The sequence below is a fragment of the Streptomyces sp. WMMB303 genome, assembly GCF_029351045.1.
GTDB lineage: Bacteria > Actinomycetota > Actinomycetes > Streptomycetales > Streptomycetaceae > Streptomyces.
The window spans coordinates 6101188-6127323 of the sequence record NZ_JARKIN010000001.1 but is presented as its reverse complement, the minus strand read 5'-3'; the positions used below and the strand labels follow the sequence as shown (position 1 = coordinate 6127323).

19 protein-coding genes and 1 pseudogene are annotated in these 26136 nt (G+C 72.0%); 7 read left to right on the top strand and 13 right to left on the bottom strand.

The genetic code is table 11. The features are described 5' to 3' along the window. Positions 1–53: 53 nt before the first annotated feature. From P2424_RS26590 to P2424_RS26575, 4 genes and pseudogenes are all read right to left on the bottom strand, one after another. Complete coding sequence (locus tag P2424_RS26590) at positions 54–440, bottom strand: AAA family ATPase (protein ID WP_276478234.1); 387 nt, start codon at positions 438–440, stop codon at positions 54–56. A gap of 826 nt (positions 441–1266) precedes the next feature. Next, positions 1267–1335 (bottom strand): annotated as a pseudogene (locus tag P2424_RS31055) (hypothetical protein); the annotation flags it as partial. Positions 1336–1460: 125 nt separating this feature from the next. Beyond that, a complete protein-coding gene (locus P2424_RS26580) occupies positions 1461–2114 on the bottom strand; it encodes a response regulator transcription factor (protein ID WP_276479147.1) in 654 nt (217 codons plus the stop codon). A 143-nt stretch (positions 2115–2257) separates the two neighbouring features. Next, entirely contained in the window at positions 2258–3607 is a 1350-nt protein-coding gene (locus P2424_RS26575) for a PspC domain-containing protein (protein WP_276478233.1), read from the bottom strand. 304 nt (positions 3608–3911) lie between these two features. Between P2424_RS26575 and P2424_RS26570 the strand changes: the two genes are divergently transcribed. From P2424_RS26570 to P2424_RS26560, 3 genes are all read left to right on the top strand, one after another. Next, entirely contained in the window at positions 3912–5501 is a 1590-nt protein-coding gene (locus tag P2424_RS26570; RefSeq protein WP_276478232.1) for a PspC domain-containing protein, read from the top strand. After that, a complete protein-coding gene (locus P2424_RS26565; protein WP_276478231.1) occupies positions 5498–5767 on the top strand; it encodes a hypothetical protein in 270 nt (89 codons plus the stop codon). Before P2424_RS26570 ends, P2424_RS26565 begins: the two co-directional genes overlap by 4 nt. Before the next feature lie 232 nt (positions 5768–5999). After that, positions 6000–7265, top strand: coding sequence for an MFS transporter (locus P2424_RS26560; protein WP_276478230.1), 1266 nt, complete (start codon positions 6000–6002; stop codon positions 7263–7265). A gap of 460 nt (positions 7266–7725) precedes the next feature. Here the strand turns inward: P2424_RS26560 and P2424_RS26555 are convergent, their stop codons facing one another. The 3 genes from P2424_RS26555 to P2424_RS26545 all read right to left on the bottom strand — a co-directional run bounded on the left by P2424_RS26555 (position 7726) and on the right by P2424_RS26545 (position 10911). After that, positions 7726–8745 (bottom strand): hypothetical protein, encoded by a 1020-nt coding sequence (locus P2424_RS26555; RefSeq protein ID WP_276478229.1) that lies wholly within the window; start codon positions 8743–8745, stop codon positions 7726–7728. 37 nt (positions 8746–8782) lie between these two features. Further along, positions 8783–10183 (bottom strand): NAD(P)/FAD-dependent oxidoreductase, encoded by a 1401-nt coding sequence (locus P2424_RS26550; RefSeq protein ID WP_276478228.1) that lies wholly within the window; start codon positions 10181–10183, stop codon positions 8783–8785. A 101-nt stretch (positions 10184–10284) separates the two neighbouring features. Beyond that, positions 10285–10911, bottom strand: coding sequence for a GPP34 family phosphoprotein (locus tag P2424_RS26545; protein ID WP_276479146.1), 627 nt, complete (start codon positions 10909–10911; stop codon positions 10285–10287). A gap of 551 nt (positions 10912–11462) precedes the next feature. On the opposite strand from P2424_RS26545, the gene P2424_RS26540 reads away from it, so the two are divergent. After that, complete coding sequence (locus P2424_RS26540) at positions 11463–12407, top strand: GntR family transcriptional regulator (protein ID WP_276478227.1); 945 nt, start codon at positions 11463–11465, stop codon at positions 12405–12407. A 252-nt stretch (positions 12408–12659) separates the two neighbouring features. Here P2424_RS26540 and P2424_RS26535 read toward each other — a convergent pair whose 3' ends face one another. The 4 genes from P2424_RS26535 to P2424_RS26520 all read right to left on the bottom strand — a co-directional run bounded on the left by P2424_RS26535 (position 12660) and on the right by P2424_RS26520 (position 17229). After that, a complete protein-coding gene (locus tag P2424_RS26535) occupies positions 12660–13142 on the bottom strand; it encodes a DoxX family membrane protein (protein WP_276479145.1) in 483 nt (160 codons plus the stop codon). Positions 13143–13407: 265 nt separating this feature from the next. Continuing rightward, a complete protein-coding gene (locus P2424_RS26530; protein WP_276478226.1) occupies positions 13408–14817 on the bottom strand; it encodes a hypothetical protein in 1410 nt (469 codons plus the stop codon). Between the two features lie 705 nt (positions 14818–15522). Continuing rightward, positions 15523–15885, bottom strand: a complete 363-nt coding sequence (locus P2424_RS26525) for a class II aldolase/adducin family protein (protein WP_276479144.1) — start codon at positions 15883–15885, stop codon at positions 15523–15525. A 219-nt stretch (positions 15886–16104) separates the two neighbouring features. After that, a complete protein-coding gene (locus P2424_RS26520) occupies positions 16105–17229 on the bottom strand; it encodes an NlpC/P60 family protein (protein WP_276478225.1) in 1125 nt (374 codons plus the stop codon). A gap of 401 nt (positions 17230–17630) precedes the next feature. On the opposite strand from P2424_RS26520, the gene P2424_RS26515 reads away from it, so the two are divergent. Then, positions 17631–17984 (top strand): hypothetical protein, encoded by a 354-nt coding sequence (locus P2424_RS26515; protein WP_276478224.1) that lies wholly within the window; start codon positions 17631–17633, stop codon positions 17982–17984. 161 nt (positions 17985–18145) lie between these two features. After that, complete coding sequence (locus P2424_RS26510) at positions 18146–20716, top strand: ATP-dependent DNA helicase (protein ID WP_276478223.1); 2571 nt, start codon at positions 18146–18148, stop codon at positions 20714–20716. A 139-nt stretch (positions 20717–20855) separates the two neighbouring features. On the opposite strand, the gene P2424_RS26505 is transcribed toward P2424_RS26510, so the two are convergent. Further along, a complete protein-coding gene (locus tag P2424_RS26505) occupies positions 20856–22730 on the bottom strand; it encodes a peptidoglycan DD-metalloendopeptidase family protein (protein ID WP_276478222.1) in 1875 nt (624 codons plus the stop codon). Positions 22731–23582: 852 nt separating this feature from the next. Here P2424_RS26505 and P2424_RS26500 point away from each other — a divergent pair. Next, positions 23583–23993 carry a cobalamin B12-binding domain-containing protein gene (locus P2424_RS26500; RefSeq protein ID WP_276478221.1) on the top strand — a complete coding sequence of 137 codons (411 nt, stop codon included), beginning with the start codon at positions 23583–23585 and terminating at the stop codon, positions 23991–23993. A 270-nt stretch (positions 23994–24263) separates the two neighbouring features. On the opposite strand, the gene P2424_RS26495 is transcribed toward P2424_RS26500, so the two are convergent. Beyond that, positions 24264–26033 carry a DUF5691 domain-containing protein gene (locus tag P2424_RS26495; protein WP_276478220.1) on the bottom strand — a complete coding sequence of 590 codons (1770 nt, stop codon included), beginning with the start codon at positions 26031–26033 and terminating at the stop codon, positions 24264–24266. Positions 26034–26136: the final 103 nt, after the last annotated feature.

Below are 26136 nucleotides of genomic sequence, written 5' to 3'. Positions count from 1 at the left end.
GAGATTGCAGAGCACCGAGGTGTCCACGAACGTGACGGGGCGTGGCATGGCTGTCAGTCGATTCCCAGCAGGCGGTCGAACTCGGTGTAGTCGCGCTCTTCGCGGCGGGTGGGGAGGAGTCCGCGCGTCACCACGTCGCCCAGTCGGCCCTCGGCCATGACGGTGGCGTAGCCGTCCACGTCGGTCAGTCGTTGCAGTCGGCTGCTGCCGCTGTCGCGGTCCCGGTCGCAGACGACGACTCCCGGATGCTCGCTGCCGGCCAGGGCGGCGAGAAGGGCCGGGCTGTGGGTCGTCGCGAGTGTCTGCGTTCCGGCACGTGCGGATGCTTCGCGGAGGAGTTCCAGCAGCAGCGACGCCTGCGAAGGGTGCAGTCCGTTCTCCAACTCCTCGACCACCAGCATCAGCGAGGGCTCGGTGCCCGGCTCCTTGCCGATGTCCACGCCGTGCCGGCCGGTCAGCAGGGCGGTGGCGACGGCGAGGAAACCGGAGCATGCCGTCGCTCAGTTCCCGTGCGGGGGTCGGGCCGCCCGCGCCCTCGTCCACGACGAGCATGACGTCACCCAGGTCGGAGCGTGTCGTGCGGACCTCCGAGATGGGGTGCTCGGCCACCCGGCGCAGGCCCGAGACGAGGCGGTCGAACTCCGCGGGCGACTGCTCGGCGATGCGTCGGACGGACGCCGACAGGTTCTCCGCACTGCGCCGGAGTTCGGCGTCGCGGGCAGGCACGTACTGCCGCACGAGGTGCGGGACCGGATCAAGGTGGAAGACGCCGCGAAGCGCGCCGAGCACGACCTCGGCAACCTCGATGACCTCGCGTTCGGCAGCTGTCGTCGCGGGCAGCCGGGTCATCAACTGGGTCGCCAGCAACCGGTCTTGGCGCAACGGCAGATGCGGCCGGCGGCCGGACTTGCCCCGGTACCACCTGATGCCGATGTCACCGCTGTCCGAGCGCGGCTCGACGGTCTCGTACAGCATCCTGTTCCCGCTGTACGTCGGTCCCGTCAGCCGTTCGCTGAGGATGCGCACATCGGGTGCGACCTGCACCGTCACGTCGAGGTGGGCCGGAGCGCCCCAGTGGGTGCTCACGGTGCAGCCTAGGGTGAACGTGTGCGAGCCGTGCGGCGGGCAGCCCTCCAGCCCGCCGCGTACCGCCCCGGTGTCCCGTCGGCGGCCGTCGAGCGCATCCCGGATCTCCTCGCCTTCGGCGAGCCGGGAGAGCACGTCGAGCCCGTCCAGCGCGTTGGACTTCCCACTGCTGTTGCGCCCGATGAGGAGAGTCAGCGGCTCCAGGGGCAGTACGGCGTCGCGGAACGTCTTGAACTCCGTCAAACGCACTTCCGTGAGGGGGGCCGACGGCTCTTCGCGCGGCTGTCCCACTGCCTCGGGCACGGTGGTCTCCCCTCCTGAAACGCCTCCGGAAACGCTGATCGCAGCCTATACGCGGGACTCCGCCCCGGGGTTCACACCAGCCGTCGTGCCGTCGCCCAGCGGGTCAGCTCGTGGCGGTTGGAGAGCTGGAGCTTGCGCAGCACCGCCGAGACGTGGGACTCGACCGTCTTGACGGAGATGAAGAGCTGCTTGGCGACCTCCTTGTAGGCGTAGCCGCGCGCGATGAGGCGCAGGACCTCGCGTTCGCGCTGGGTGAGCCGGTCCATGTCCTCGTCGACCGGCGGCGCGTCGGTGGAGGCGAAGGCGTCCAGGACGAAACCGGCCAGCCGCGGGGAGAAGACCGCGTCGCCGTCCGAGACGCGGAAGATCGCGCCGACCAGGTCGCCGCCGGTGATCGTTTTGGTGACATAGCCGCGCGCGCCGCCGCGGATGACGCCGATGACGTCCTCGGCGGCGTCCGAGACCGACAGCGCCAGGAAGCGCACCGGCTGCTCGGTGTCGCCCATCAGCGGGGCGCTGCGGCGCAGCACCTCCACGCCGCCGCCGCCCGGGAGGTGGACGTCGAGGAGGACGACGTCGGGGCGGGTCGCCTCGATGACGGTCATCGCCTGGTCGACGTCGCCCGCCTCGCCGACCACGTCCACCCCCGTCTCGTCGGTGCGGCCGATCTCCGCCTGCACGCCGGCGCGGAACATCCGATGGTCGTCCACCAGGACGACCCGCACCCGGCGGCCCCCGTCCCCGCCGTTACCGCCACCGGGGGCGGTGCCGCCGACGCCCTGCGGCGCGCCGCCCGCCGCGCCGCTGTCCGTCGCCTCCTCGCCCGTCCCTTCGCTGCCCGTCGACCCGCTGCCCGTCGCCTCGTCGGTCACGACTCCGCCGCCCTCTCCATCTCCAGCTCGACCTCTGTCCCCTCGCCCGGTGCGGTGCGCAGCCGCGCCGTGCCGCCGTTGCGCCGCATCCGGCCGATGATGGACTCGCGTACGCCCATCCTGTCCTCCGGCACGGCGTCCGGGTCGAAGCCCGGCCCGCGGTCCCGCACGGAGATGAAGACGGTACGGCCCTCCACCTCGGCGAAGACCTGCACGGCGCCGCCCTCGCCACCGTACTTGGCGGCGTTGACCATCGCCTCGCGCGCGGCTTGGAGCTGGGCGCCCAACGCCTCGTCCAGCGGGCAGTCGCCGACGCAGACCACCTCCACGGGCACCCCGTGGTGGTCCTCGACCTCGGCGGCCGCGGCCTTGACCCCCTCGGCGAGCGTCTTCGGCTCGTCCTCCTCCTCGGCGGCGGCACCCGAACCGTCCGCGGACCGGTACAGCCACGCGCGCAGCTCCCGCTCCTGGGCGCGGGCCAGCCGGGCCACCTCGCGCGGCTTCTCGGCGTTCCGCTGGATCAGGGTCAGGGTGTGCAGGACCGAGTCGTGGACGTGCGCGGCCACCTCGGCCCGCTCCTGCGCCCGGATGCGCATCAGCCGTTCCTCGGACAGGTCCTGCATCATCCGTACCAGGTAGGGGCCCGCCATCAGGGCGATGCCGACCAGTACCGCGAGCGCGGCCTGGAGCACAGCCCCCAGGTGGCTGACCGAGCCCTGTACGACGACGATGCCGGTGACGCCCACGGCCACCAGCGCGACCCCCGCCGCGCTCCGGGCGACCGGCAGCAGCCTGGTGCGGCGGCCGACCTCCGCCCAGTGCGCCCGGCGGGAGTTGTCGGCCTGCCGCCACACCAGGGCGACGCCCACCCCGATCAGCACGACCGGCCACAGATAGGTGTTGGCGGCGCCGAACTGGAGGTTGTCCGCCATCACCACCACAGTGGTGATCAGCGCCAGCACGGCGACGATCTGCCCCTTCTCCGGCTTGCGGAGGAAGCGGCGGCGCAGCCCGTCCCGGTCCGTGACGACCTCCGACAGCCCGCCCGCGCCGAGGCGGTGCCCGCTGCCGACCCCGCCGGTACCGAGCGGCACCACGAACCAGAACGCCGCGTACAGCAGCACTCCGAGGCCGTTGGCCACGCTGAGCGCGATGAAGACGATGCGCACCCACGAGACGGGCAGCCCCAGGTGCCCCGCGAGCCCGCGGGCCACCCCGCCGAGCATCCGGCCCTCCGCGCTGCGGTAGAGCCTGCGCAGCGGCGGATCTTCGGCCGGCGGCTCCGAGGACGCGGGTCGGGGTCCCTGCGGGGCCGCCTCGGAGGCGGGCGAGGCGGGCGCTGTCATGCACCGATCGTCACACGGGCCGCGCGGCCGGACATCAGGGTTTCGCCCTGAGCCGTCCCGGACACGGCCCCGGGGTCCGGTTCCGGATCTCAGGGAGGTGTCCGGGTAGGCCCCCGATGCCCGCCGGTGCGCGGGGCGCGACCATAGGGCCATGAGCGAGGAGGAGCAGCACCCGGCGGAGCCCACCGCCGGTGCCGGCCGGGAGGGCCGCGGGCCCGCACCCGATGCGGATCGGGAGGGGCGCGCGTCCGCTTCCGGTGCGGACCGGGATGGGCCTGTGTCCGGTGCGGACCGGGAGGGGTCCGTGGCAGGGAAGGGCGCGCAGCCGGGTGCGGGCCCCGGGACCGCGGAGGCGGGCACCGCTCCCTGGGGGGCGCACAATCCGGTGCCCGAGCCGCGTTCCGGCAGGCTGCGGCGCAGCCGTACGCACAAGGTCGCGGGCGGCGTGTGCGGCGGGCTCGGGCGGTACTTCGACCTCGATCCGGTGATCTTCCGGGTGCCGCTGGTGGTGCTGTCCGTCGTCGGGGGACTGGGATTCGTCTTCTACGGGTTCGCCTGGCTGCTGATCCCCGCCGAGGGGGAGACCCAGAACGAGGGGCGGCGGCTGCTGTCCGGCCGGGTGGAGGGCAGCTCGCTCTCGGCGATTCTGGTCGCGCTCGTCGGCTGCGGCCTCTTCCTCGCCTCGATCGGCAACCGCAGCGTGCCCTTCTCGCTGCTGCTGGTGGGCGCGGTGGCGGGTGCGGCGTACTGGTCGCAGCACCGCAGGCAGGCCGAGGCCGCCGGAGCCGAGGGGGCGCAGATCGATCCGGCGACGGCGCACGCCGTCGCCGACGCTCCGCCGGAGGCGCAGGCACCGCCGGTCGCGGCGCCCGCCTCCTGGTGGCGGGAGCCGCTCACCAAGGAGGCCGGTGCCACCAAGGGCGCCGGTCCCGCACCGTGGCAGCCGGGCGGGACGACCGGCTACCTGTGGGGCCCGGAGGGCGCCCTCCCCGCCGCGGCGCCGCCCGCCGCCTACGGAAGCCCCTGGGGACCGCCCAAGGCCCCGGCGGGGGGCGCCGGCGGGGTGCCGCCCGCACGCCGGTGCGGCCGCGGATCACTGGGCGGCTTCACCCTGCTCCTCGCACTGCTGGCGGGCGGGATCGGCACCGCAGCGGCGTGGGAGACCCATCCGCTCGGCACGGCCCTCGTCGTCGGGCTGAGCTGCGCGCTGGCGGTCTTCGGTCTCGGCCTGGCACTCAGCGCGTTCGTCGGCCGCACCGGGCCGGGCACCGTCGTCTGCGTCGTGCTGACGGCGGGACTGCTGGCGGGCGCCTCGGCGCTGCCGGACGACATCGCCACGCACGTCCGCGAGACGCACTGGATGCCCACTTCCGTCGCTGAGGTCCGGCCGCGCTACGAACTCGGCTCCGGCACCGGCGAACTGGATCTGAGCGGCACGGGCCTGAAGGCCGGCCAGACGCTGCGGACCGGGGCGCGGGTCGGCGCGGGCGAGATCAAGGTCGTCGTACCGGCGAACGCGGTGGTCGAGGTGCGCGCGGACGTCGGGATGGGGGAGATGAGCTTCCCCCGCGCACTGGACGCCGACGGGAACGTAGTCCGCGACCGGGCCAGCGGCCTGGGGACGAACCGGAAGCTGACCCTGCGCCCGTTCGACGACGCGAAGCCGGAGGGCACCATCGTGGTGGAGTTGAGCGCCGGCGCGGGCCGCGTCGAGATCGTCCGGGCGCTGCCCTCGGGCGGGCGGTCCGACACCGGGCCGTCTCCGGGGAGCGCAGCCCGGCAGAGCGCCGCGCTCGCCGCCGAGCCCGGCACCGGGGGCGTCCCCGGTGCGGATTCCGGTGGGACACGGCAGTTCCGCGGCACCCACGCGGCCATGGTGGGAGGGACCCGATGAGGCACCGCTTCGAACCGTCCCGGCTGCTGCTCGGGCTGGCCATGATCGCTGTCGCGGTGCTCTACCTGCTGGATGCGGCGGGAGAGGTGAAGATCCCCTTCTGGCTGCTGCTGGTCGTCGTGCCCGGTGCGCTGGTGCTGGCGGGACTGACCGCGCTGGCGACGTTCCTGGCCCGCCGCTCGGTCGCCCGCCGCCGGGAGCGGCGCGAGCGCGGCGGACGCGAGCCCGGACGCGAGCCCGGCGGATACGGCGCACGGGGAGCCTGAGGAGGCGCGGCGTCCGACCGGGGGCGTGAATGCATCCTGCGGAAGCCGCCCCGGTCAGGACTCGACGCCCGACAGGTCTGCCTCGAGACGCACGCCGACCCACCTCAGGGGACAACCGCTGGTTGTGCATTTTTGCTGAGTCGGTTGTTTGACCTGCGGTTGTCCGGCCCGCTTACCTCTCCTCGGACAACGTCGGTCTGGTGGGCAGGGCCTTGAGGAGAGTGCGCCGAACATGGTGGGCAGGAGACGGTTGGGCCGGCGGTTCGGGTGGCTGTGGGCGTCCTATGCGGTGAGTGCGTACGGGTCCGGCCTGGGGTTCGGGGCGCTGCCACTGATCGCTGTGCTGGTGCTGCATGCCGGACCCGCCGAGGTGTCCGCGCTGTCCGCGGTGGGGCCCGCGATGGGGGCGCTGATCGCCGTGCCGCTCGCGCCGTGGGTGGAGTTCCGGCGCAAGCGCCCGGTCATGATCATGATGGATCTGGTCCGGTTCGCCGCCATGGCGACGATCCCGCTCGCCTACGCCCTCGGATGGCTCGGATTCGTCCAACTGCTCGTGGTGTCGGTCGTGGTCGCCGCGGCGAAGATCGCCTTCAACGCGGCCAGTGGCGCCTACCTCAAGACTCTCGTGCGGCCGGACGACCTGCTCGTCGCCAACGCGCGGTTCGAGTCCACCAACTGGAGCTCCATCGCGGTGGGGCCACCGCTTGGCGGGGCGGCGATCGGCCTGTTCGGACCGGTCATCACCGTGGTGGCCGACGCGCTCAGCTACCTGCTCTCCGCACTGGGCATCACCGCCATCCGCGGCCAAGAGGAAGCGCCGCGAACAACCGACAGGACCCCGGTCCGGGCAGGAGCACTGCTCGACGGCTGGCGACACCTCATGGGCCACCCCGGGCTGCGGCCGCTCTACCTCAACCAAGTGCTCGTCTCCGGTCTGATCATGGCCACCGAGCCGCTGCTGGCCGTGCTCCTGCTTCGCGGGCTCGGGTTCCCGCCCTGGCAGTACGCCCTCGCCTTCGCCGCCCCCTGCCTCGGCGGACTCATCGGCTCGCGACTGGCCCGCCGGGTCGTGGCCCGTTTCGGCCGGCACCGGGTCTTCCGGACCGTCGGCCCCCTGCGCGCCGTCTGGCTCATCGGCCTGAGCTTCGTCGGCCCCGGCGTCGTCGGCCTCGTCACCGTGATGGCCATCGAGTTGGCGATCATCATCAACATGAGCCTGTACAGCCCGGTACTCGCCACCTACCGGCTCGAACACACCCCCAAGCATCTCGTCGCCCGCACCCTGACGGCCTGGTCGATCGGCCAGCAGGCGTCCATCGCCGTCCTCACCGCACTCGCCGGACTGCTCGCCGGCATCACCGGCCCACGCACCGCTCTCACGGTCGCGGGACTGCTCATCCTGGCCACCCCGCTCCTGCTTCCCCGACAGGACCAGACGTCGCAGCACGAGCCGGAACCGTCCCGCAGCCCCTCCCGGGACACCGCAACGCACCACTGACGCCCGCAGCCCTCAGCCGATCCACCGGCGCGCGTCCGCGTCGACGGGAACACCACCGGGCACACCGACAACGCACACCACCCACAAGGACTTCCAACCCGCGATCCTGGCTTCCGTGCCCGGAGACGAGGACCCTGACGCCCTGCTCGACCGCGTCCTCCCCTCACGGGCCCACATCATCGACACCACCGAGCTGCACGTCCTGCTCCGGGCCGGCTGACCCGGACCACGAGCCGGAACCGGCCCCTGTGAGGCGGCCCGCTCATCAATGCGCGGCCGGGGCCCTCGAAATGGGTCCCGGCCGCAGCGCAGCACCGTCGACCGGTGTATCAACCGCTTGAACAGGAAGGCGGTATCGCACCACCCGCTACGAGAAGACCGTCACCGTGCACCCGGACCGGACTCCATATCGCGGGCGCGTTCTTCTGGTCCGCACGCTGACTGATCCGGACGAAACCGCCTAGACCCGCACCATGGCGGCTTCACGCCGTCGCACGTGTTTGGTGAGAACGGTCAGCAAGTAGACCTCCACCGCGAGGGTGATGGCTCCGATGAATGCGGCGCTCACCGAACCGGGCATCATGAACGCGGTGTGCGACACGAGAATCCCGCCGATCAGCCAGATTTGATGCCGGTTGCTCCACTCGGCGGCCGCTTGCCAGCGCAGTACGAGAAGGCCGAAGGGCACGGCGGTCAGGGCCGCGATGAACAGCCGCTGGACGGGTGACATCAGGTCGCCGAGCAGCAGTTGAGATCCCAGCCCCAGAGGGAGCAGCGTCGTCAGGAAGGCCATCGTCAGGTACAGGGACACGAATCCGACCACTCTCGGGTGCGGCGCGGACTTGACCGCGCGAACACGACTGGCGTGGCGGCGGGGCAGCACCACCAGCGCGAGCAGCGAGAGCACGGCGATGAGGGCGAGGAACACGGCCATCCAGCCCCACGGAGTCCGGTACCCGGGATCCATGACTGCCGAGATGAAGGCGCGGAGCCCGAACACACCCACGATCGCCAAGGCGACGGTGCCGATCAAGCCCTTCTTGCCCAGGTACGGCCGGTCACGCTGTGCCGGGAAGAGCAGGTTGACCAGTCCGATGGGCACGAGAACACTGAGCACGACGTGGACGCCGATCTGCGATTCCCAGTAGGTCAAGTTCACGCCGAGAGCTCGCAAGCCCCAGTCGGCGGCGTCGTACATCCGAGGGCTGGTCAGGGCTTGCAGGCCCAGTCCGTCTTCCGCCAGTTGGTAGGCCACGCCCAGGAGTACGAGACTCGGCCAGCCGCCACCGACCCGCACGACGGCCTCGCGGATCACGAGGACACCGGCCCCGTACATCACCACGAGCAAGGGAAGGAGCAGCCACGTCTTCGGCACCGCGATCGCCGTAAATGTCAATTCCGCGCACAGCGTGGTCAGCAGTGCGAGTGCCCAGGGTGCACGATTCCAGGGCCGTTTTCTGTTTCCGTGCAACGGCCCCATTGTTCGCACCGTGTCCGGATTCCCTGAGTGCGGCAGATCAACGTTCCTCATGAGTCCTCAAAAGTTCCTCGAGTTTCGCGTTCTGTGCTTGCGTCATGGCGACGGCCTGTTGCTGGAACGCCGCTCGTTCCGCCGGGTCCTCCGGCATCGGCGGGGCCATGTCGGGGTGCAGTCGTGACTTCTCCAGCCAGGCGCCGATATCCTCATTTCCCGACCAACGCAGCTGTTCCGAATTCCCGGAGAGCGTGTAGCGGAGCCAATCCACGTCCGTCCTCGGGTTCGGTGTGACGGGACAGAGTTCGTTCTTCACGGTGTCGTCCGGGTAGGTCGCCTCGACGTGGGCGATGAGGGCGGCGCTGAACACCGGCTGGCACACCCGGACCGACTGCAGGGTGATCACGTCGTCTTGGAAGACCGGGACGACGGGTAGTTGTCTGATGGCGTCCGCCGTGCAGTCCACATGCAGCACACGAGGACCGGTCGGAATCGTGCCGCCGTCGAGTTCGATCTCCGTTTCGTCGATCCGTTTCACTCGGCCGAGGCGGACGACATCGTCGATCTTGCGCAGTTCCTGCAGTTCTGCCTGCGAAACGGTCGCGCAGCGGAATGCCGTCGGCCGCTCGTCCGGGGAGATCCGCAGGAGGGCACCGACAGCGTCGAGCCGGTCGAAGAGGTCGGGCACGGATTCGGCGCCCATGATGGCTTCATGCTTGGCGGCGTAGTCCCCCGTGAGATCTTCGACTCGGCGCAGGGGGAGCGGTTGCACCTTGGCCCGGTCGAGGAGCCACGGCGCGCGAGGCATGATCCAGGTCAGGTCCGTGGGGGCGACCCCTTGCTCCAGCAGCCAGAGACAGGCGTCGATTCCGGTCTTGCCGGCGCCGACGACGACATACCGGTCGTAGGGTTCGCGAACGGCGGGCAGATCGTTCGGGGGAGCGACGGAAATGCCGGGAGCGGCCTGGAACTCCGGCGGCCGCATGGCCGGCACCGTCACGCCCTGATACGTGGTGTCCACGATCTTCCGGCGCACGGTCACCCGGTATTCCGTGCCCGACGTCGTCAGGCGGAAGCGTCCATCGCCTCGGTACTCGGCCATGGGGAAATAGGAGACCCGCCCGGACGGCAGGAACGTCTGCCGCATGACCTGGTCGAAATAGCCGCAGATTTCGGCCGCGCCCGCCAGTTCGTACAACCCGGCGTTCCAGCCGGTTTGATCGACCACTCCATCGCCGAGTGGGCGGGAGTTGACGCCGTACATGGCAGAAGGCTGGTGGAGGCGCACATAGGGATAGGCGATGGTCCAGTGCCCGCCCGGCCGGTGATACCGGTCGACCATGGTCACCGTCGCCTGCGTTTCGCTCAGCAGGGTGTCCACAAAGGCCATCGCCGTCGCGCCCGCGCCGATCACCAAGTAGTCGGTTTCTATTTCATTCACCATCGGGTTCTCTTCTCTTTCCTCGGTCGAGTTCCTCGGTCGACGAGTTCCTCGGGCCAGCTCGGGCTCGACGCTGTGGTCGGGTGGTCGGTTTCGGACATGGCTCAGCCGCTGCTCGCCGCTGCCGCCATCGCGGTGATGGCCCCCTGTGTCCGCGCGATGGCCTTGCGCACCGCGGGGCTGATGGACTGGCCCTTCGCGATCTCGGCCATGCGCCGCCGGACGTGCTTGCGCCCGCCGGTGGGTACCGCTCGGCGCCACAACTTCGAGGCGTGCAGCACACCGATCAGAGCTGCGGTGCGCTCGTCCGGATCCTGTCCCTTGAGGACCGTCGCGGTGAGCCTGGCGCGCACTTCGGCCTCGGCCGATGGGTCGCTCATCGGGTAGCGATGCGCCGGGAGCATGCCGAGCAACCAGGTCCGCTTGCGACGCAGCACACCGCGTTCCACGAGGGCCGCGAGGGCGCGGCCGGGCGCGCCGCCGCGCGTCCGGCGCAGCACTTTCGAGATGCTCACTCCGTCGGCCACCTCGGCGAGCACGGCGTCCAGATGCCCGATCCCGGTCGGGGTCGGATCCAGCACGGTGACGATGTCGTTTTCGCCCACGGTGATTCGTCGGGTGAGGGCCAGTTCGACGACGCCCGCGCCGGCGACAGCCCAGTCGAGACCGAGACGCATCTTTCCTCCGCCGGTCTCGTTGTCGAGAGCGATCAGGACGACTTCTTCGGCGATGACCCCAGAGCCTCTGGTGCGCCGGTGCTTGTCCCCTCACCAGCCGTAGCTCATGCCGATCGCGATACTCCCGGTCGGACTCCCGCCGCTTCGCCCTGCTCTTGCATGCGGAACATCTGACGGTGAGTAAGTTCTGCGATACCAAAGCGCTCCGTCTGGACGTCGAGGCGCGGAACGTGGTGGTCGCCACTTGCCGTCACGAACTGCGGACCCGGCCGAAGGCCACCAACCGGTGACGCGTGCCGGAGTGACGGCGCCGAGCCTGGGTTCGTAACGCGTCGGACGCCGGTCGAGCAGTACCGGGAGCCGGGATCTGGTGGTACAGGCGTGCGAAATCGCCTGCGGTGCGCACCGACGGGCGTGAGCTGGAATGCATGATCGCCTAACAGGGTTGCGTACAACGTATCGATCGTATGCGTACAGCGTATTAGAGCGGCTTACGCGGTCAATATGGTCGGCTTGATTCGCTGAATAGAGTGCACTAGTCTGCCTGAAGTGAACTAGTCCACTTCAGGGGTCTACGAGTGGATCGGGAGACACGTATGCCTTCTGTGGCCCAACGGGAGCCGCTCTATCTGCGCATCGCGGAAGAGATCGAAGCCAGGATTCGTTCCGGTGATCTCCGGCCAGGTGAGCGCCTGCCGTCCATCCGTCAGATCGCGGATCGCTGGAGCGTCGCGATCGCGACGGCCACCAGGGTGGTGGCCACCCTGCGCGAAGACGGATTGGCCGAAACGAAGGTCGGCTCGGGCACGGTGGTGAGCTCCTCGCCCGGCCGACCCCGGCCGACCGGCCGGGCGAAAGCACCCGCCCGCCCGCCGACCGGTTCGGGCGGTGCCAAACAGGGGCTCAGCCGGGAGCACCTACTGCGGACGGCCATCGGGATCGCCGATGTCGAAGGGGGCGACGCCGTCTCCATGCGACGGGTCGCCGCCGAACTGGGCGTGGGGCCCATGTCGCTCTACCGGCACATCGCGAACAAGGACGACCTCGTGACGCAGATGGCCGATCTGGTCTTCGGCGAAGCGGAACTACCCGATCCGGGACCTGCGGGCTGGCGGGCCAAGCTCGAACTGGTCGCGCGACGGCAGTGGGCGCTGTGCTGGCGGCATCTCTGGCTGCCCCAGGCAGTGTCGTTCACCCGCCCGTCGCTCGCGCCGAACATGATGGTGCACACCGAGTGGATCCTGCGTGCGCTGGACGGTCTCGGCCTTCCGTTGCGGACGCGGATGCAGGAAGCGCTGGCGCTGCACTCGCTGGTGCTCCACGTCGCGCTGTCCACAGCGGACGAAGCGGAAGCCGTGCAGGAGACCGGGGTGACGCTCGCCCGGTGGCTGCAGGCGCAGCAGGCGCGGACCGAGGAACTGTTCGCGAGTGGGCGGTTCCCGCTGCTCGCGCAGGTACACGAGGAGACGGCCCCCGACCTCGATGAGCTGTTCGAGTACAGCCTTGCCCGGCATCTCGACGGTTTCGCGATCTTGGTGGGTGAGAGGTGAAGGTGCATTCTCCGCATGCGACGCGAGGAAGTTCCTCTTCGTCACATCTGGCGAGGGAAGGAATCCGGCACTGCGGGCGCACGGCCGGTTCGAACTCCGGGCGTCGTCGACTCGACCACCTCTCGGTGAGGCCGCAGTGGGCCGCCCCACCTCGGCCTCCGGCCGGGACACAGCGGGTGGATCCGCGTGCTCACAGCGCGTCAGGCAAAGCGCACACCCGGTCCAGCGGTCAGATGATCTGACTGAAATGGCCTACCCGAAGATCTGCTGCCCCTTGCGGCGCTTGCGCACCGCCAGCAGCGAGTCGAGCGAGAACATCGGCGCCCCCGCCATCAGCAGCGGCAGCCACGCCATCAGATACGGCAGGTCGTTGCCGTAGTAGTACGGCTCGCTGGACCAGCTCACCGTCATCCACAGGCAGAAGGAGAGCAGCGCACCGGCCGCGGCCGCCACGCGGGCCCACAGTCCGCACAGGGTGCCCAGTCCGATCGCCATCTCCCCGAAGCCGATGGCCGTACCGAACCCCTGCGGGCTCTGCTGCGCCAGCTCGACCATCCAGGTGGCCGCGGCAGTGTCGTGCACGGCCGTCAGTGTCGCGGCGAAGGAACCGGGACCGGAACCGGTCAGGAAGTCGGGGTCGGTCAGCTTGTCGATGCCCGCGTAGAGGAAGGTGATGCCGAGGAAGAGCCGCAGCGGCAACAGCGCGTGGCGGGCGGCGAGACCGCGCACCCCCAACGGCCCTCCCGCGACCGGTCCCGGGTAGCCGCTGACGGCCCGGGGGCCGTCGTCCGCACGGCCACCCACCGGTCCACGGCCGCCTGCCGCCCCACGGCCATCCGTTGGCCCGTGGTCACCCGTCGGCCCCGTCACAGACATGCGTCGCTCCCGCCTCTCGCAGCCGTGTTCGCGTGCGGAGGCGATTCTTCACCCACGGCCTACCCGGTCGGCAAGTGCCCCGGGAACTCTCCGGGAGAGCCGCCGTGCGGCGCCGCAGATGCGGTCACTCGACCACGTCGATCGGGTAGCGGTTGGTCTCCGCGCCCGCTGCCGTGACCACCTGGACCTCCACCCGACCCGGTTCGACCTCGGCCGGTACGGGGACGTTCAGCGCGGTGTCCGCCGGGCCCGCGAATCCTCCGGTCACCGGGATCAGCGGAGCGTGCACATGGACGGCGCCGATCCGGACCACCACCCGGGCCAGCCGGTCGGGTGCGGTGGCGCCCGGCGGGACGAAGCCCGCGCCCCGGATCTCGATGTCGTCACCGGTGCGGATGGGCGAGTGCAGGTCGCCCATCTCCCGCGCCCGCACCACCGAGAGCACCACGGGACGGCCCCCCTCGGCGTACTTCCCGGCCAGATACGTCGCAGCCGAGACGACGACCAACAGCGCCAGCCCCCAGGGCAGATCGGGCAGCCGCTCGGGCTGGCGGGACAGCCGGACCGCGGCGAAGACCACCGCGACCCCGTTGATGAGCACGTACTGCACGTCCGAGAACGCGCCCCGGCCCGCGTCGTCGGTCAGCAGGTCGGCGGCGTGCGGGCGGTCGGCCCGCACCTTCTGCAGCCGCCTGCCCTGCACCCGCACCGCCACCGTGCGGCGCACCACGACCGCGACCGCGCAGGTGAGCGCGAGTACGGTGACCACCCCGGCGCCGCGGGAGAGATCCAGCCCGGTCAGCAGCGCCCGGCGGTCCCCCGAGGTGGGTGCCGCCGCCAGCTCCACAGCCAGCACCAGCACCGCGAAGACGGACAGCAGCACCCAGCTTGCGGCCACCGTACGGGAGGTGGACAACCGGTTGTCCTCGCCGATGACCGGCGCCAGCACCCCACCCCGCGACCGGTGCAGCCAGGCGGCGACGGACAACCCCACCGCCGAGACGCCGGCCGCCACCAGCCCCGCGGTGCGGCCCGTGGACCAGCCCCCCGCCAGGGCGGTCAGCAACTGCACCAGCAGCAGCAACCCGGCGGCTGCCCAGACGGTGCCCACGGTGCGCCGCCACAGCCGCGCCACCCACGCCTCGCCCTCCTCGCGGCTCCGGTCGGCGAGCGCCCGCGCCGCTCCGGTCAACTCGTCGGACACCCACTGGCGGGAGGCCCCCGCCGAGTGCGCCAGCCCCACCGGGACACCCAGGCCCACCGCCAGCTCGTCCCGGCGCTGCACGAAGGCGGCCAGCGCCTTGCGGTAGCTCTGGCGGGCGCTGTGCGGGCAGTTGTCGCACTGGCAGGTCGCCCGGCCGTCGTCGCTTCCGCCGCTTCCGCTTCCGCTGCTGCCGGTGCCACCGGCGCTACGGGGGTCGCCGTCGGCGGGGCGGGAGGGGGTGAAAGGTGGGCTCGAGGGGGGTGGCGGGGGCGATGGAGGCGAGGGGGGTGGTGCGGGGGATGTGGATGCTGTGGGCGACGGGGTCGGCATCGGTGGAACCCGTGCGGTCGTCCCCTCCGGGGCGCGCGGGGCGCGTTGGGAGGGGGACGGGGCCGAGCGTGCGCCGGGCACGCGGCCCGCTCCGGGGGCGGAGGCCGCCGCTCTGGCTGCCCCGGCTGTGCCGGTGGCCCCTGCCGTTCCGGTGGCACCGGTCGTTCCGGTGGGACCGGCTGTGCCCGAGGTTCTGGTCGGCCTCGTGGCCCGGGATGTACCCGGGGCACCGGTCGTTCCCGTGGCTCCGGACGTACCTGTCGCACCGGTCGTTCCCGTCGTGCCCGCCGTCCCGGTCGCGCCCTTCGGCCCCGTCGTCCCGGCCGACCTGGTCGTCCTCCCGCCACCACCTGCCGCACCGGCGGCTCCGGGGGCGGCGCCCGGGCTCGCTCCGGTGCCGGTCGTGCCGGGGGAGCCCTTCCCCGCGGTCGGGCCCGTGCCCCTGGTCGGGCCGGTGCCCCTGGTCGGGCCGGTGTCTGCCGCGGGAGCGGTACTCGCGGCGGGGCCGGTGGCGTCCGAGGTGGAGCCCGTATCGGAGGGCCGGCCCGTGCCGCGGGCGGCACTCGTGCCCGGTGTGCCGCCGCCGTGCCCGTCGTCGTCGCCCGGGCCCTCCGGGCCGTCCTGTGCCGTGTCCACGGCCACTGTGCAACCCCGCCTCTCAACTTCCATGGGTTGGAAGGGGATTGTGCCTTACATGAGCCGATGTCAGCTCACCAGGTCGGGTTCGTCCCGGGTGATCCTCGCGTAGAGAGGTTGATCGTCGTGCCGTGCGGCGAGCTCGCAGCCGAGCTGTTCGCGGGCCGCCACGGTGTGCCGGTGCTCGACGGGCACCGGCTGTCCCGCCGCCCTCGCGGCGAGCCGTATCCCGCAGGCACGCTCCGACCGGAGGAACCGCCATACGGCCGCCTCCACCGAGTCCTCGACCGTCGACAAGCCGTGAATGCGCAGGATGACGGGCTTGCGCGGGTCCCGGGCCGCGGCGATCCGTGCTCCGTCCCCGGCGTCCACGCCCACGCCGGTCCGGCGGGCCAGGAGCGCGTGGTCCTCGTGGCAGGCGCACGCCTCCAGGTGAGTGGTTCGAGCGGTTCCCCGAGCGCCGCGAACGCTCGCCCGTACACCGTCGGGCCTGACTGACGGTCACCGCATCGAGTCGCGTGCAATGCACCTGAGAGTGAACCGCGAACGCCGCCTGGTTGACGTGGCGGCTGCCCTCCCGCGGAGGCTGAACGCTTCCCGGCGGCCGGGAGCGCGGCAGTCCCGAGCGGGACCACGGGGTGCCCGGGACGGTCACGCGGGGCGCACCGCCCCGGCGTAGGGCATCTGACCGATCGGAGCGACACGCACCGCGGTACCCGGCCGAGGCGCGTGGATCATGCGGCCGCCGCCGACGTACAGCCCCACGTGGCTGACGCTGTCGTAGAAGAACACCAGATCCCCGGGAGCGAGGTCGCCGCGCGGCACCCGCCTGCCGGCGTGGATCTGGCTGTAGGTGGTGCGCGGGAGCGAGACGCCGGCGGCCCGCCAGGCGGCCTGCGTCAGACCGGAGCAGTCGTATCCGGACGGGCCCGTGCCGCCCCACACATACGGCTTGCCCAGTGCGCCGCGGGCGAAGGCGACCGCCCGCGCGGCGCGGCCGGCCGGCGCCGGTCCGGGGGTCCCCTCCGGCGCCGGGTGGACTGCCGGGCCGCCGCCGCGGACCACTTCCGCCTCCGGGGACGGCCGGTTCGGCCGGGTGGGTGCCGTGCGGGGCTGCTCGTCGAGCACGGCTGCGCGCTGCTCGGCGGTGAGCTCGCCGAGCAGTCGCCGCGCCTGCTGGAGCTTGGTGCGCACAGTGCGTTTGTGGCGGCGGGTGCGCTCGGCCGCCTCCGCCAGCTCCCCGGAGACGCCCCTCGCCTCCTCCCGCACCTGGGCGAGCTGCCGACCGCGCTGTGCGGCACGCTGCACGGCCGCCGCCTGCCGGTCCCCGGCGCGCTCGGTGGCCGCCGCGCGCTCCAGATAGTCCTCGGGGTCGGCGGTGAGCACGAGGCGCAGGGCGGGATCGACGCCGCTGCCGTCGCGGTACTGCGCCGCCGCGTAGGAGCCGAGCGTGCGCCGGGAAGCGTTCAGCCTCTGCCGGTGGCGGGCCGCCTCGTCCCCCAGCGCCTCCAGCCGGGTCCGCGCGCTCCGCGCCTTCTCCTGGGCGCCGTTGTACGCCTCGGTCGCCCGCTCCGCCTCCCGGTGCAGCCGGTCGACCTTCGCCTTGACGCGGGCCGTGCCGGGCTGCGGGGTCTGCGGGCGTGGTTGCGCCGAGGCAGCCCCCTGGAGGGAGGTGGCGCCCGCGGCGCCCGCGAGGACGAGGGTGAGAGCGGTGCGGACCGCGGGCGCGGTGAACGCGGCGAAGGTGTGGGGGGTGGGCTTCCGGTGCGAGGCCATGGCGGCCGTCACTTCCTCACTGGCGCTGACGGGTGCTGCGGGCGCGGCTGCGCACGTCCACGGGGCGGGCGCGGAGGTGCCCGGCACGCGCCCCGCGGGCGGTGCGGGAGCAGCGCCACCGGCGGGTGCTGCGGGGGCGCGGCGCCGGCTTCCTGCTGCTGGGGTGGCCGCGCCGACCGGCGGGGCGCGACCACGTGACGAGGACGCTATGCGGAAGGACACCGAAGAGGCACGGGGATGACCGCAAGTGAGCCGTTTCGCCCGGATGCTGTTCGGACCGCGCCCCCTGTCGACTCGGAGTCGGGGGCATATGCGCGGTCCTGACCGGCAGGGGGCGAGCGCCTGCGGAGAAGCCGGGGGCGTGCTAAAGGCCCCGAAAACACCCGGATACGCTCGCGGTCATGGACGTACTGATCAATATCTTCGTCGGCCTGCACATCATCGGCATAGCCGCGCTTCTGGGCGGCTTCCTCGCCCAGATGAAGGCGATCGGCAGCGGTGAGGCCCGGATCAGCCCCAGCATGCTGCACGGTGCGCTGACCATGCTGATCACCGGCGTGGCGCTGGTCGGACTCCACCAGGCGGACGGCGGCGCGGTGAACAACGTCAAGATCGGACTCAAGCTGGCGCTGCTCGTGGTGATCCTCGGAGTCACCTACGTCAAGCGCGACGAGGAGCGGCTGAGCGCCCCGCTCTTCGGCTCGGTCGGCCTGCTGACGACGGCGAACATCTTCATCGCCGTGCTCTGGGTCTGAGCGCGCCTCGCCCACGCGGTATGCGGGCTGCGTGCGGCGCCGTATCGGCCTTACCGGGCGAATCGTGCAAAAACCGCGAACGGGGCAGTGGTGTATGCGGGTGGCCCCGGTTTTCCACAGGGCTCCGGAGTGTCGGCGCGGCGGCCTAGACTCGGACGACGATGAGCAGCCTTTTCGACGACAGCTTCCTGGCGGACCTCGACGGCGCGGCACCCGAGGGGGACGCGGCGCCGCCGCCCGACCCCGAGGAGGAGGGGGGCCCGGCCCCCGCCGAGGAGATCCCGGACGATCTCTTCGCGGGCACCTTCGCGGGCGGCGCCCGCGGAGCCACCGCGCGTGACGCCTATCACCGCGACGGTGCCCCCCGGTCGGTCATCGATCCCGCCGCGCTGCTGGAGGGGATGAACGAACAGCAGCGGGACGCCGTGCTGCACGCGGGCCCCCCGCTGCTCATCGTCGCCGGAGCGGGTTCGGGCAAGACGCGGGTGCTCACCCACCGCATCGCCCACCTGCTGGGTGCCCGCAATGTGCACCCCGGGCAGATCCTCGCCATCACCTTCACCAACAAGGCGGCCGGCGAGATGAAGGAGCGCGTCGCCGAGCTGGTGGGGCCGCGCGCGCAGTCCATGTGGGTCTCCACCTTCCACAGCGCGTGTGTGCGCATCCTGCGCCGCGAGAGCAAGAAGCTGGGCTTCACCTCATCGTTCTCGATCTACGACGCGGCCGACTCCAAGCGCCTGATGGCCCTGGTCTGCCGCGACCTGGACCTGGATCCCAAGCGCTTCCCGCCCAAGGCGTTCAGCGCCAAGGTCTCCAACCTCAAGAACGAACTGGTCGACGAGGAGGACTTCGCGGGCCGGGCCGCCGACGGATTCGAGAAGACCCTGGCCGAGGCGTACACGATGTACCAGGCGCGGCTGCGCGAGGCCAATGCGCTGGACTTCGACGACCTGATCATGACGACGGTCCATCTGCTCCAGGCGTTCCCCGACGTGGCCGAGCACTACCGGCGCCGCTTCCGGCACGTCCTGGTCGACGAGTACCAGGACACCAACCACGCGCAGTACCAACTGGTGCGCGAGCTGGTCGGCCCGGCCGAGGAGCAGGCCGAGCTGTGCGTCGTGGGCGACGCCGACCAGTCCATCTACGCCTTCCGCGGGGCCACCATCCGCAACATCCTCCAGTTCGAGGAGGACTACCCGGACGCGACCACGATCCTGCTGGAGCAGAATTACCGCTCCACGCAGACCATCCTCAGCGCCGCCAACGCGGTCATCGAGCGCAACGCGGACCGCCGCCCCAAGAACCTCTGGACCCGTGCGGGCTCCGGCCCGCGCATCACCGGCTATGTCGCCGACACCGAGCACGACGAGGCCCAGTTCGTCGCCGAGGAGATCGACCGGCTCAGCGACGGGGAGGCCGACGCCTCCGGCACGGTGGGAAGCTCCGGCGACGGCGGCGGCCGCGACGGTGACACCGGTGGCGACGGCGCGGCCCGGGTCCGCCCCGGCGACATCGCCGTCTTCTACCGCACCAACGCCCAGTCCCGTGTCTTCGAAGAAGTCTTCATCCGCGTGGGCCTGCCCTACAAGGTCGTCGGTGGAGTCCGCTTCTACGAGCGCCGCGAGGTCCGCGACATACTGGCGTATCTGCGGGTGCTGGCCAACCCGGAGGACGCGGTGCCGCTGCGCCGCATCCTCAACGTGCCCAAGCGCGGCATCGGGGATCGCGCCGAGGCCATGATCGAGGCGCTGGCACTGCGCGAGAAGATCACGTTCCCGCAGGCGCTCGCCCGGGTCGAGGAGGCGTACGGCATGGCCGCGCGCTCCCTCAACGCCGTCAAGCGGTTCAACACCCTGATGGAGGAGCTGCGCACGGTCGTGGAGTCCGGCGCCGGTCCGGCCACGGTGCTGGAAGCGGTGCTGGAGCAGACCGGGTACCTCGCGGAGCTCCAGTCCTCCACCGATCCGCAGGACGAGACCCGCATCGAGAACCTGCAGGAACTCGCCGCCGTCGCACTTGAGTTCGAGCAAGAGCGGGGCGAGGACGAGTCGCCGGGCACCCTCGCCGACTTCCTGGAGCGGGTCGCCCTGGTCGCCGACTCCGACCAGATTCCGGAGGAGGGCGACGACGACGGCGTCGTGACGCTCATGACCCTGCACACGGCCAAGGGCCTCGAGTTCCCCGTGGTCTTCCTGACCGGCATGGAGGACGGCGTCTTCCCGCACATGCGGGCCCTCGGCCAGGCCAAGGAGCTGGAGGAGGAGCGCCGGCTCGCCTACGTCGGCATCACCCGCGCCCAGCAGCGGCTGTATCTCACCCGCGCCGGAATGCGCAGCGCATGGGGCCAGCCCTCCTACAACCCGCCCTCCCGCTTCCTGGAGGAGATCCCCGCCGAGTACCTCGACTGGAAGCGCACCGGCAGCGGGGGCGGCGGCCTGGGCGCGAGCGGGACGGCCGCGGCGACGGGTGCCGGGATCGGGGTGACCCTCTCCTCCACCACGGGAGCCGCCGCCCGGCGGGGCGGCCCCTCCGGATTCGCGACCCGGCGGGCCGGCGACCGTCCGGTGGTCTCCCTCCAGATCGGCGACCGCGTCACCCACGACAGCTTCGGGCTCGGCACGGTGCAGTCGGTCAAGGGCAGCGGAGACAACGCCGAGGCGACCATCGACTTCGGCGGCGAGAAGCCCAAGCGGCTGCTGCTGCGCTACGCGCCCGTGGAGAAGCTGTAGCGCGGCGCCGGCTCCGACGCGTTCGCGCCCGGACCGTGCGGTCCGGGCGCCGGGTCACGCTTCCCGTCACACCCGGGGCCCCTGACTGAGGTCCACGCCTCACGACTGAGGTCCGTGCCCGAAGTCCGGGGGCCGGTTCTCAGCTGATGCTGAGGCCCTTGCTCTGCAGCCACGGGATCGGGTCCACCGCCGAACCGCCACCGGGTCGGACTTCGAAGTGCAGATGCGGTCCCGTGGAGTTGCCCGAGTTGCCGGAGTAGGCGATCACATCGCCCGCCTTGACCGAGCCGGAGCGGAGCTTGTTGCTGCTCAGGTGGCAGTACCAGGTCTGGGTGCCGTCCTTCGCGGTCACGATGGCCATGTTCCCGTACGCCACGCTGTGCTTCGTGGAGACGGTGCCGTCGGTCGCGGCCATCACGGGCGTGCCGTAGCTGACGGGGAAGTCGATCCCGGTGTGGATCGACATCCAGTTGACGCCTGCCTGGCCGTAGCGAGCGCTGAGCGTGTGGTTCTTGACGGGGATGACGAACTTGGGGCGCAGCGCCTCTTTGCGCGCTGCCTCCTTCGCCTTGCGCTCCTTCTCCGCTTCCTGGCGCTGCTTGAGGTCGATGCGCTCCTGGGTGCGGCTGGCGCGGTCGGCGAAGTCGTCGGCGTCCGCGGAGAGCCCCTGAAGCTGGGTGTCCAGCTTGCTGTTGACGTTCGAGGGCTTCACAGGGGAGGCGTCCGGTGCCGCGACGGTGGTGCTGTCCTTGTCCTTGCCGTCGTCGCCCATCACGCTCGCCGCGGCCGCGCCCGCGACACCCATCACGGCGACCGACGGAACCGCCACGGTCATCAGTGCCCGGCGGCGAGGCTTGGGGGAGCGTCGCCGTCCACGCCCGTGCGAGCCACCACTGCCGCCGATCCCGGCGGACGTGTCGGGGTGACTCTCCCGGATGTCCTCCGACGCCGACTCCACGAGAAGGTCGGGCTCAGCGAAGTCGAACCCGTGCTCGTGCGACGGTTCGTGGCCGAAGGCGTCGGCCTGCGTGTGCTCGTCCGCTGCGTGCTCGTCCTGAGCCAGCACGGAGAAGTTCCACTGGGCTGTGGCTTCCTGCTCCTGCTCGAGGCCCTGTTCGGAGGGGTGCTGTTCGGAGGGGGCATAGCCGGGGTCGAACCCGAACTGCGCGGTCCCGTTCCCGTAACCGGTCTCCGCACCGCCGAACGCGTCGTCCTCGTAGCCGGCCAGGTGGTAGCCGTCCTGCGCGGGGTGGCCGCCGGGAACGCCGTAGCCCCCCTGGTCGTCCTGCAACTGGTCATAGCCGCTGAAGGCGGCCTGCGCGTCGTAGGCCGGAGGCGCGTCGTACGCGGAGTGCTCGAAACCGCCGTACGCGGCGCCGTCGTACGCGGTGCCCTCGTATGTGGCGCCGTCGTAGCCGGGGCTTCCGTCGTAGCCGGATCGGTCCTCGTATCCGGGTCGGCCGCCGTATCCGGGTTGGCCTTCGTGGCCGAAGGCCGTTCCTTGGCCGTCGGTCGCCCAGTCACCGGGTTGCGGAGCCGCGGCCTCCCAGCCGTCGGTGCCCCAGGACGTCGTGTCCCAGTTGCCCGTCTCCTGCACACCGAAGGTCCACTGTCCGGTGCCGTCACCCGGGACGGGGTGCCCCTGGCCGTAACCGGGGGTGGCCGCGACGTTCACGGAACCGTCCGGGCCCGCCATCGGGTCGGGCTGGTAACTCCCGGTGCCCCAGGCGGTGGTGGCGTCCCAGGAGCCGGTCGCGGCGCTGCCGGTGTCGCTGCCCGGGAGGGCGCCGAAGAGCGGATCCTCACTGTAGGAGGGGTACGACCCGCCCGGGTAGGGGTCGCCGGGAGGTGCGTAGGTACCGGCGGCGTACGCGTCGTGCGGACCGGCCTGGTAGCTCTCCTGGGGATAGGCGCCGTACGCGGACTGTCCGTGGTCCACGCCGTAGGTGCCGTACGAGAAGCCGGAACCGGGGTCGTCGGGATTCGGGACTCCCGACGGATGACGGTCGTTCACCACCAACTTCTCTTTCGCCTAGGCGACAGGGGCGGAGCAATGCGGGCGACTGTACCCGGGGGTATGCGACGGCCACAATCTTCGGCAGGTTTTGGCGACGCAGGAAAAGGGCAATCGGCCGTCTTTCGGCGGACTACGGACCGGCCGCAGCGGCTGAGTTCGAAATTCGTTCGAAAGAGTGAGCTGCTCGGACGGACCTGTCCGTCGTCCCGGTGCCCGATCTGACGATCATCGCCACCGGTGCGCCCCCGCTTCCAACTCACCCCGGAATCGGGCGGACATGTCGCAATCCACCGGCAGCGCCACATGACCGACACCGCCGTCGTCACCCTCGAACGCCCTTGATCGAAAAGCCGCGCCGACCGTTTCCGGCCTTCGGCCGTGGTCTTCGGACAGAGCGGTCGGACGGTCAGGGCCGTTCGGCCGGCGGTGGACAAGGGGGAGAAGGGGGTGTGGTGCGGCGGAGCCGGGGTGCCGTGGCAGGGAGTGCGGACGTCCCGGACGCCAGGCGCATGCGGCGCGGTCGAGGCCGCACACCGAAGCCGGAGCGCCCCGCGGGACGGGCGAGCGCCCGCGCGCGGCACTCCCGAGCGGCGTGCGCAAACCGCCGTGCGGCCCCGGGGCTGCGGCGACTGCGGGAAGCCGGGGCGGTCGGGAGCGGTCCGGAGCCGGGTCTGGACCGGGGCCGGAACGGGGGCAGGGCCAGGCCGGGGCGCGGGAATCCGGGGTCCGTGTGTGATTTCCCCCTCCCTTGCGAGCGCGGAGCGGGACGGGTGCGGGATGCTGGAGATAACGTGCGTTCACACCCCGGGGCCCGTTCCGGCCTGGAGGTCGTCCTTGAGGGAGGCAGTGATGGATGTGACGGGTCCGATCCGCGTGGTGGTCGCCAAGCCGGGGCTCGACGGCCATGACCGCGGTGCCAAGGTCATCGCACGGGCCCTGCGCGACGCCGGTATGGAGGTCATCTACACCGGGCTGCACCAGACGCCGGAGCAGGTCGTGGACACCGCCATCCAGGAGGATGCGAACGCCATCGGGCTCTCCGTCCTCTCCGGTGCGCACAACACGCTCTTCGCCCGGGTGCTGGAGCTGCTGCGCGAGCGGGACGCCACCGACATCATGGTGTTCGGCGGCGGCATCATCCCCGAGGACGACATCCCGCTGCTCAAGGAGCAGGGCGTCGCCGAGATCTTCACTCCGGGCGCCACCACCACCGAGGTCGTCGACTGGATCCGCACCCACGTGGGCCCGGTCGCGGCCTGAGACCACAGCCGTCCGCCGTCCGCCGTCCGCCCGAGGCGACGCCCCCGGCGGCCCGGGGCCGACGCTTCGGCCCCGCACCGCCGGCCCCGGGACCGCCGGGCCCGCCGAGACTGCCCGACCGCCCGGGCGCCGGCCTCTGGAGCCGCCGGACTCACGGGAGACCGGCCTCGGAGTCGGCGGGCTGCGGAAGCCGCGGCGGCGAATCCCGGGCCCCGGCCGACCGCCGCGACCAACCCGGCGGATCTCTGCGGCACAGCGCCGGCCGGTCGGTCAGGACACTTCCGCCTCCCGGTCCGGCACCTCGTTCCGGAGTTCCGTGAGCATCACGGCGCGCAACCGCAGGGTGGCCAGCAGCCGCTGGAATGACTCCGCCCAGTACGCACCCGCACCCGGGGACTCCCCTTCCTTCTCGTCGGGCACCGCGGCGAGCGGTGCGAGCCGCTCGGTGTCCGACGGGTCGAGACAGCGCTCGGCCAGCCCCATCACTCCGCTGAAGCTCCACGGATAGCTGCCCGCGTCCCGGGCGATCTCCAGCGCGTCGACCACCGCCCGCCCCAGCGGCAGCGGCCACGGCACCCCGCACATTCCCAGTACCCGGAAGGCTTCCGACAGCCCGTGCGCCGCCACGAACCGCGCGGCCCACGCACCGCGCTCCTCCTCCGGCAGCACCGCCAGCAGTTTGGCCGGATCACCGGGCCCTTCGGCGAACGGCTCGGTCGGCTTCCCGATGAGCGCACGCGCCCACGGGGCGTTCCGTTGCCGCACGGCGGCACCGCACCACGCCGCATGCAGATCGTCCCGCCACCCGTCGGCGACCGGCAGCGCGACGATCTCGGCCGGAGTCGCCCCGCCCAACCGCTCCCCCCACACCTCCAGCGGGGCCGCCTCCACCAGTTGGCACAGCCACCAGGCCCGTTCACCCCGGCCCGACGGGGGCTTGGGCACGATCCCGTCGCGCTGCATGGCCGCGTCGCACGTGCTCGGTGCCGTCACCGCGATGCCGCTGCCGCCCGTCGAGTCCGGGGCCACGCAGCCGCGGGCGCGGTCCGCCATCCGGGCGGCCAGCGCCGAGCCGGGCAGCGCCGTCAGCAACTCGGCCGCCGTCGCCCGCACCGTGCGGCTGCGATCGGTCAACGCGCGCTCCAGACAGGGCTCGTCGGAGGAGCGGAGGCCCTCGCGCAGCGAGTCCAGGAACATCAGCCGGTCCTCGGCCCGCTCCGTCTGCCAGGTGGCGGCGAGCAGCGTCGTCGCGGCCTCCGGATCGCGCCGACGCACCGCCGTGAGCAGCGCGACCCGCTCGGCGAACAGGCCCTCCTGCCAGACCCGCTCGGTCTCGTCCGGTCGGCCGTCCGGCGCCCGGCGGCGGACACCGTCGCGCAGCACGAACTTCCAGTCCGCGTTGTACCGGGCCAGCCACAGGGCACGCGGACCTGCGAACGCCAGTGTCTCGGCCCGCAGGTCGGTACGGGCCCGTGCCGCGTCCAGCAGGGCGGGCAGCAGAGCGGCCGGCGCCCGATAGCCATGGGCGTTCGCTTCCGTCAGCCACTGCGGCAACAGCTCGCCCAGATCCGGACCCGCACCGCGCCGCCCGGACGCCGACCCCGCTCCGCCCGGTGCCCGACCCGCGAGCAGCGCCGCCAGCCGCCGCTCGGCCGCGCCGGGCAGCGGTGGCCGCTCGTCGGCCGGTGCGGGGCCGGGCCGCTGTCCCGGGACCGCGGGACGTACACCTGCCCGGCGGCGGACTGTCCCGGTGGCCGCGGCGTCCAGCAGCGCCGTCACGCTCCCACCCGGCGGCCGCCGCCGCTCGGCTCCCAGCAGCGCCGCGGCCACCAACTCCCCCCAGTCCTGCCGCTCCTCCCCGTTCCCCCGCTCCTCCCGGCTCTCCGGCGTCGCCTGGTCTGCCCGGGCCTCCCCGTTCCCCCGGGCCTCCCGGTTCCCCCGGGCCTCCCGGTTCCCCCGGTCCTGCTGCTGTCCGCCGGTGCCGTCATTCGACGGCTGCGCCTCGCGGGGGTGCCGTCCCGTCCCCGTGCCGACCGTCATGTCCGACCCTCCCGTCGCGCCTGCCGCTCGTGGCGCCTTCCGCCCGTCCGCCTGTCTGTTCGCCGCCCGCCCCGATCGGGCGTCCTCTTCTCCGCCGTCCCCC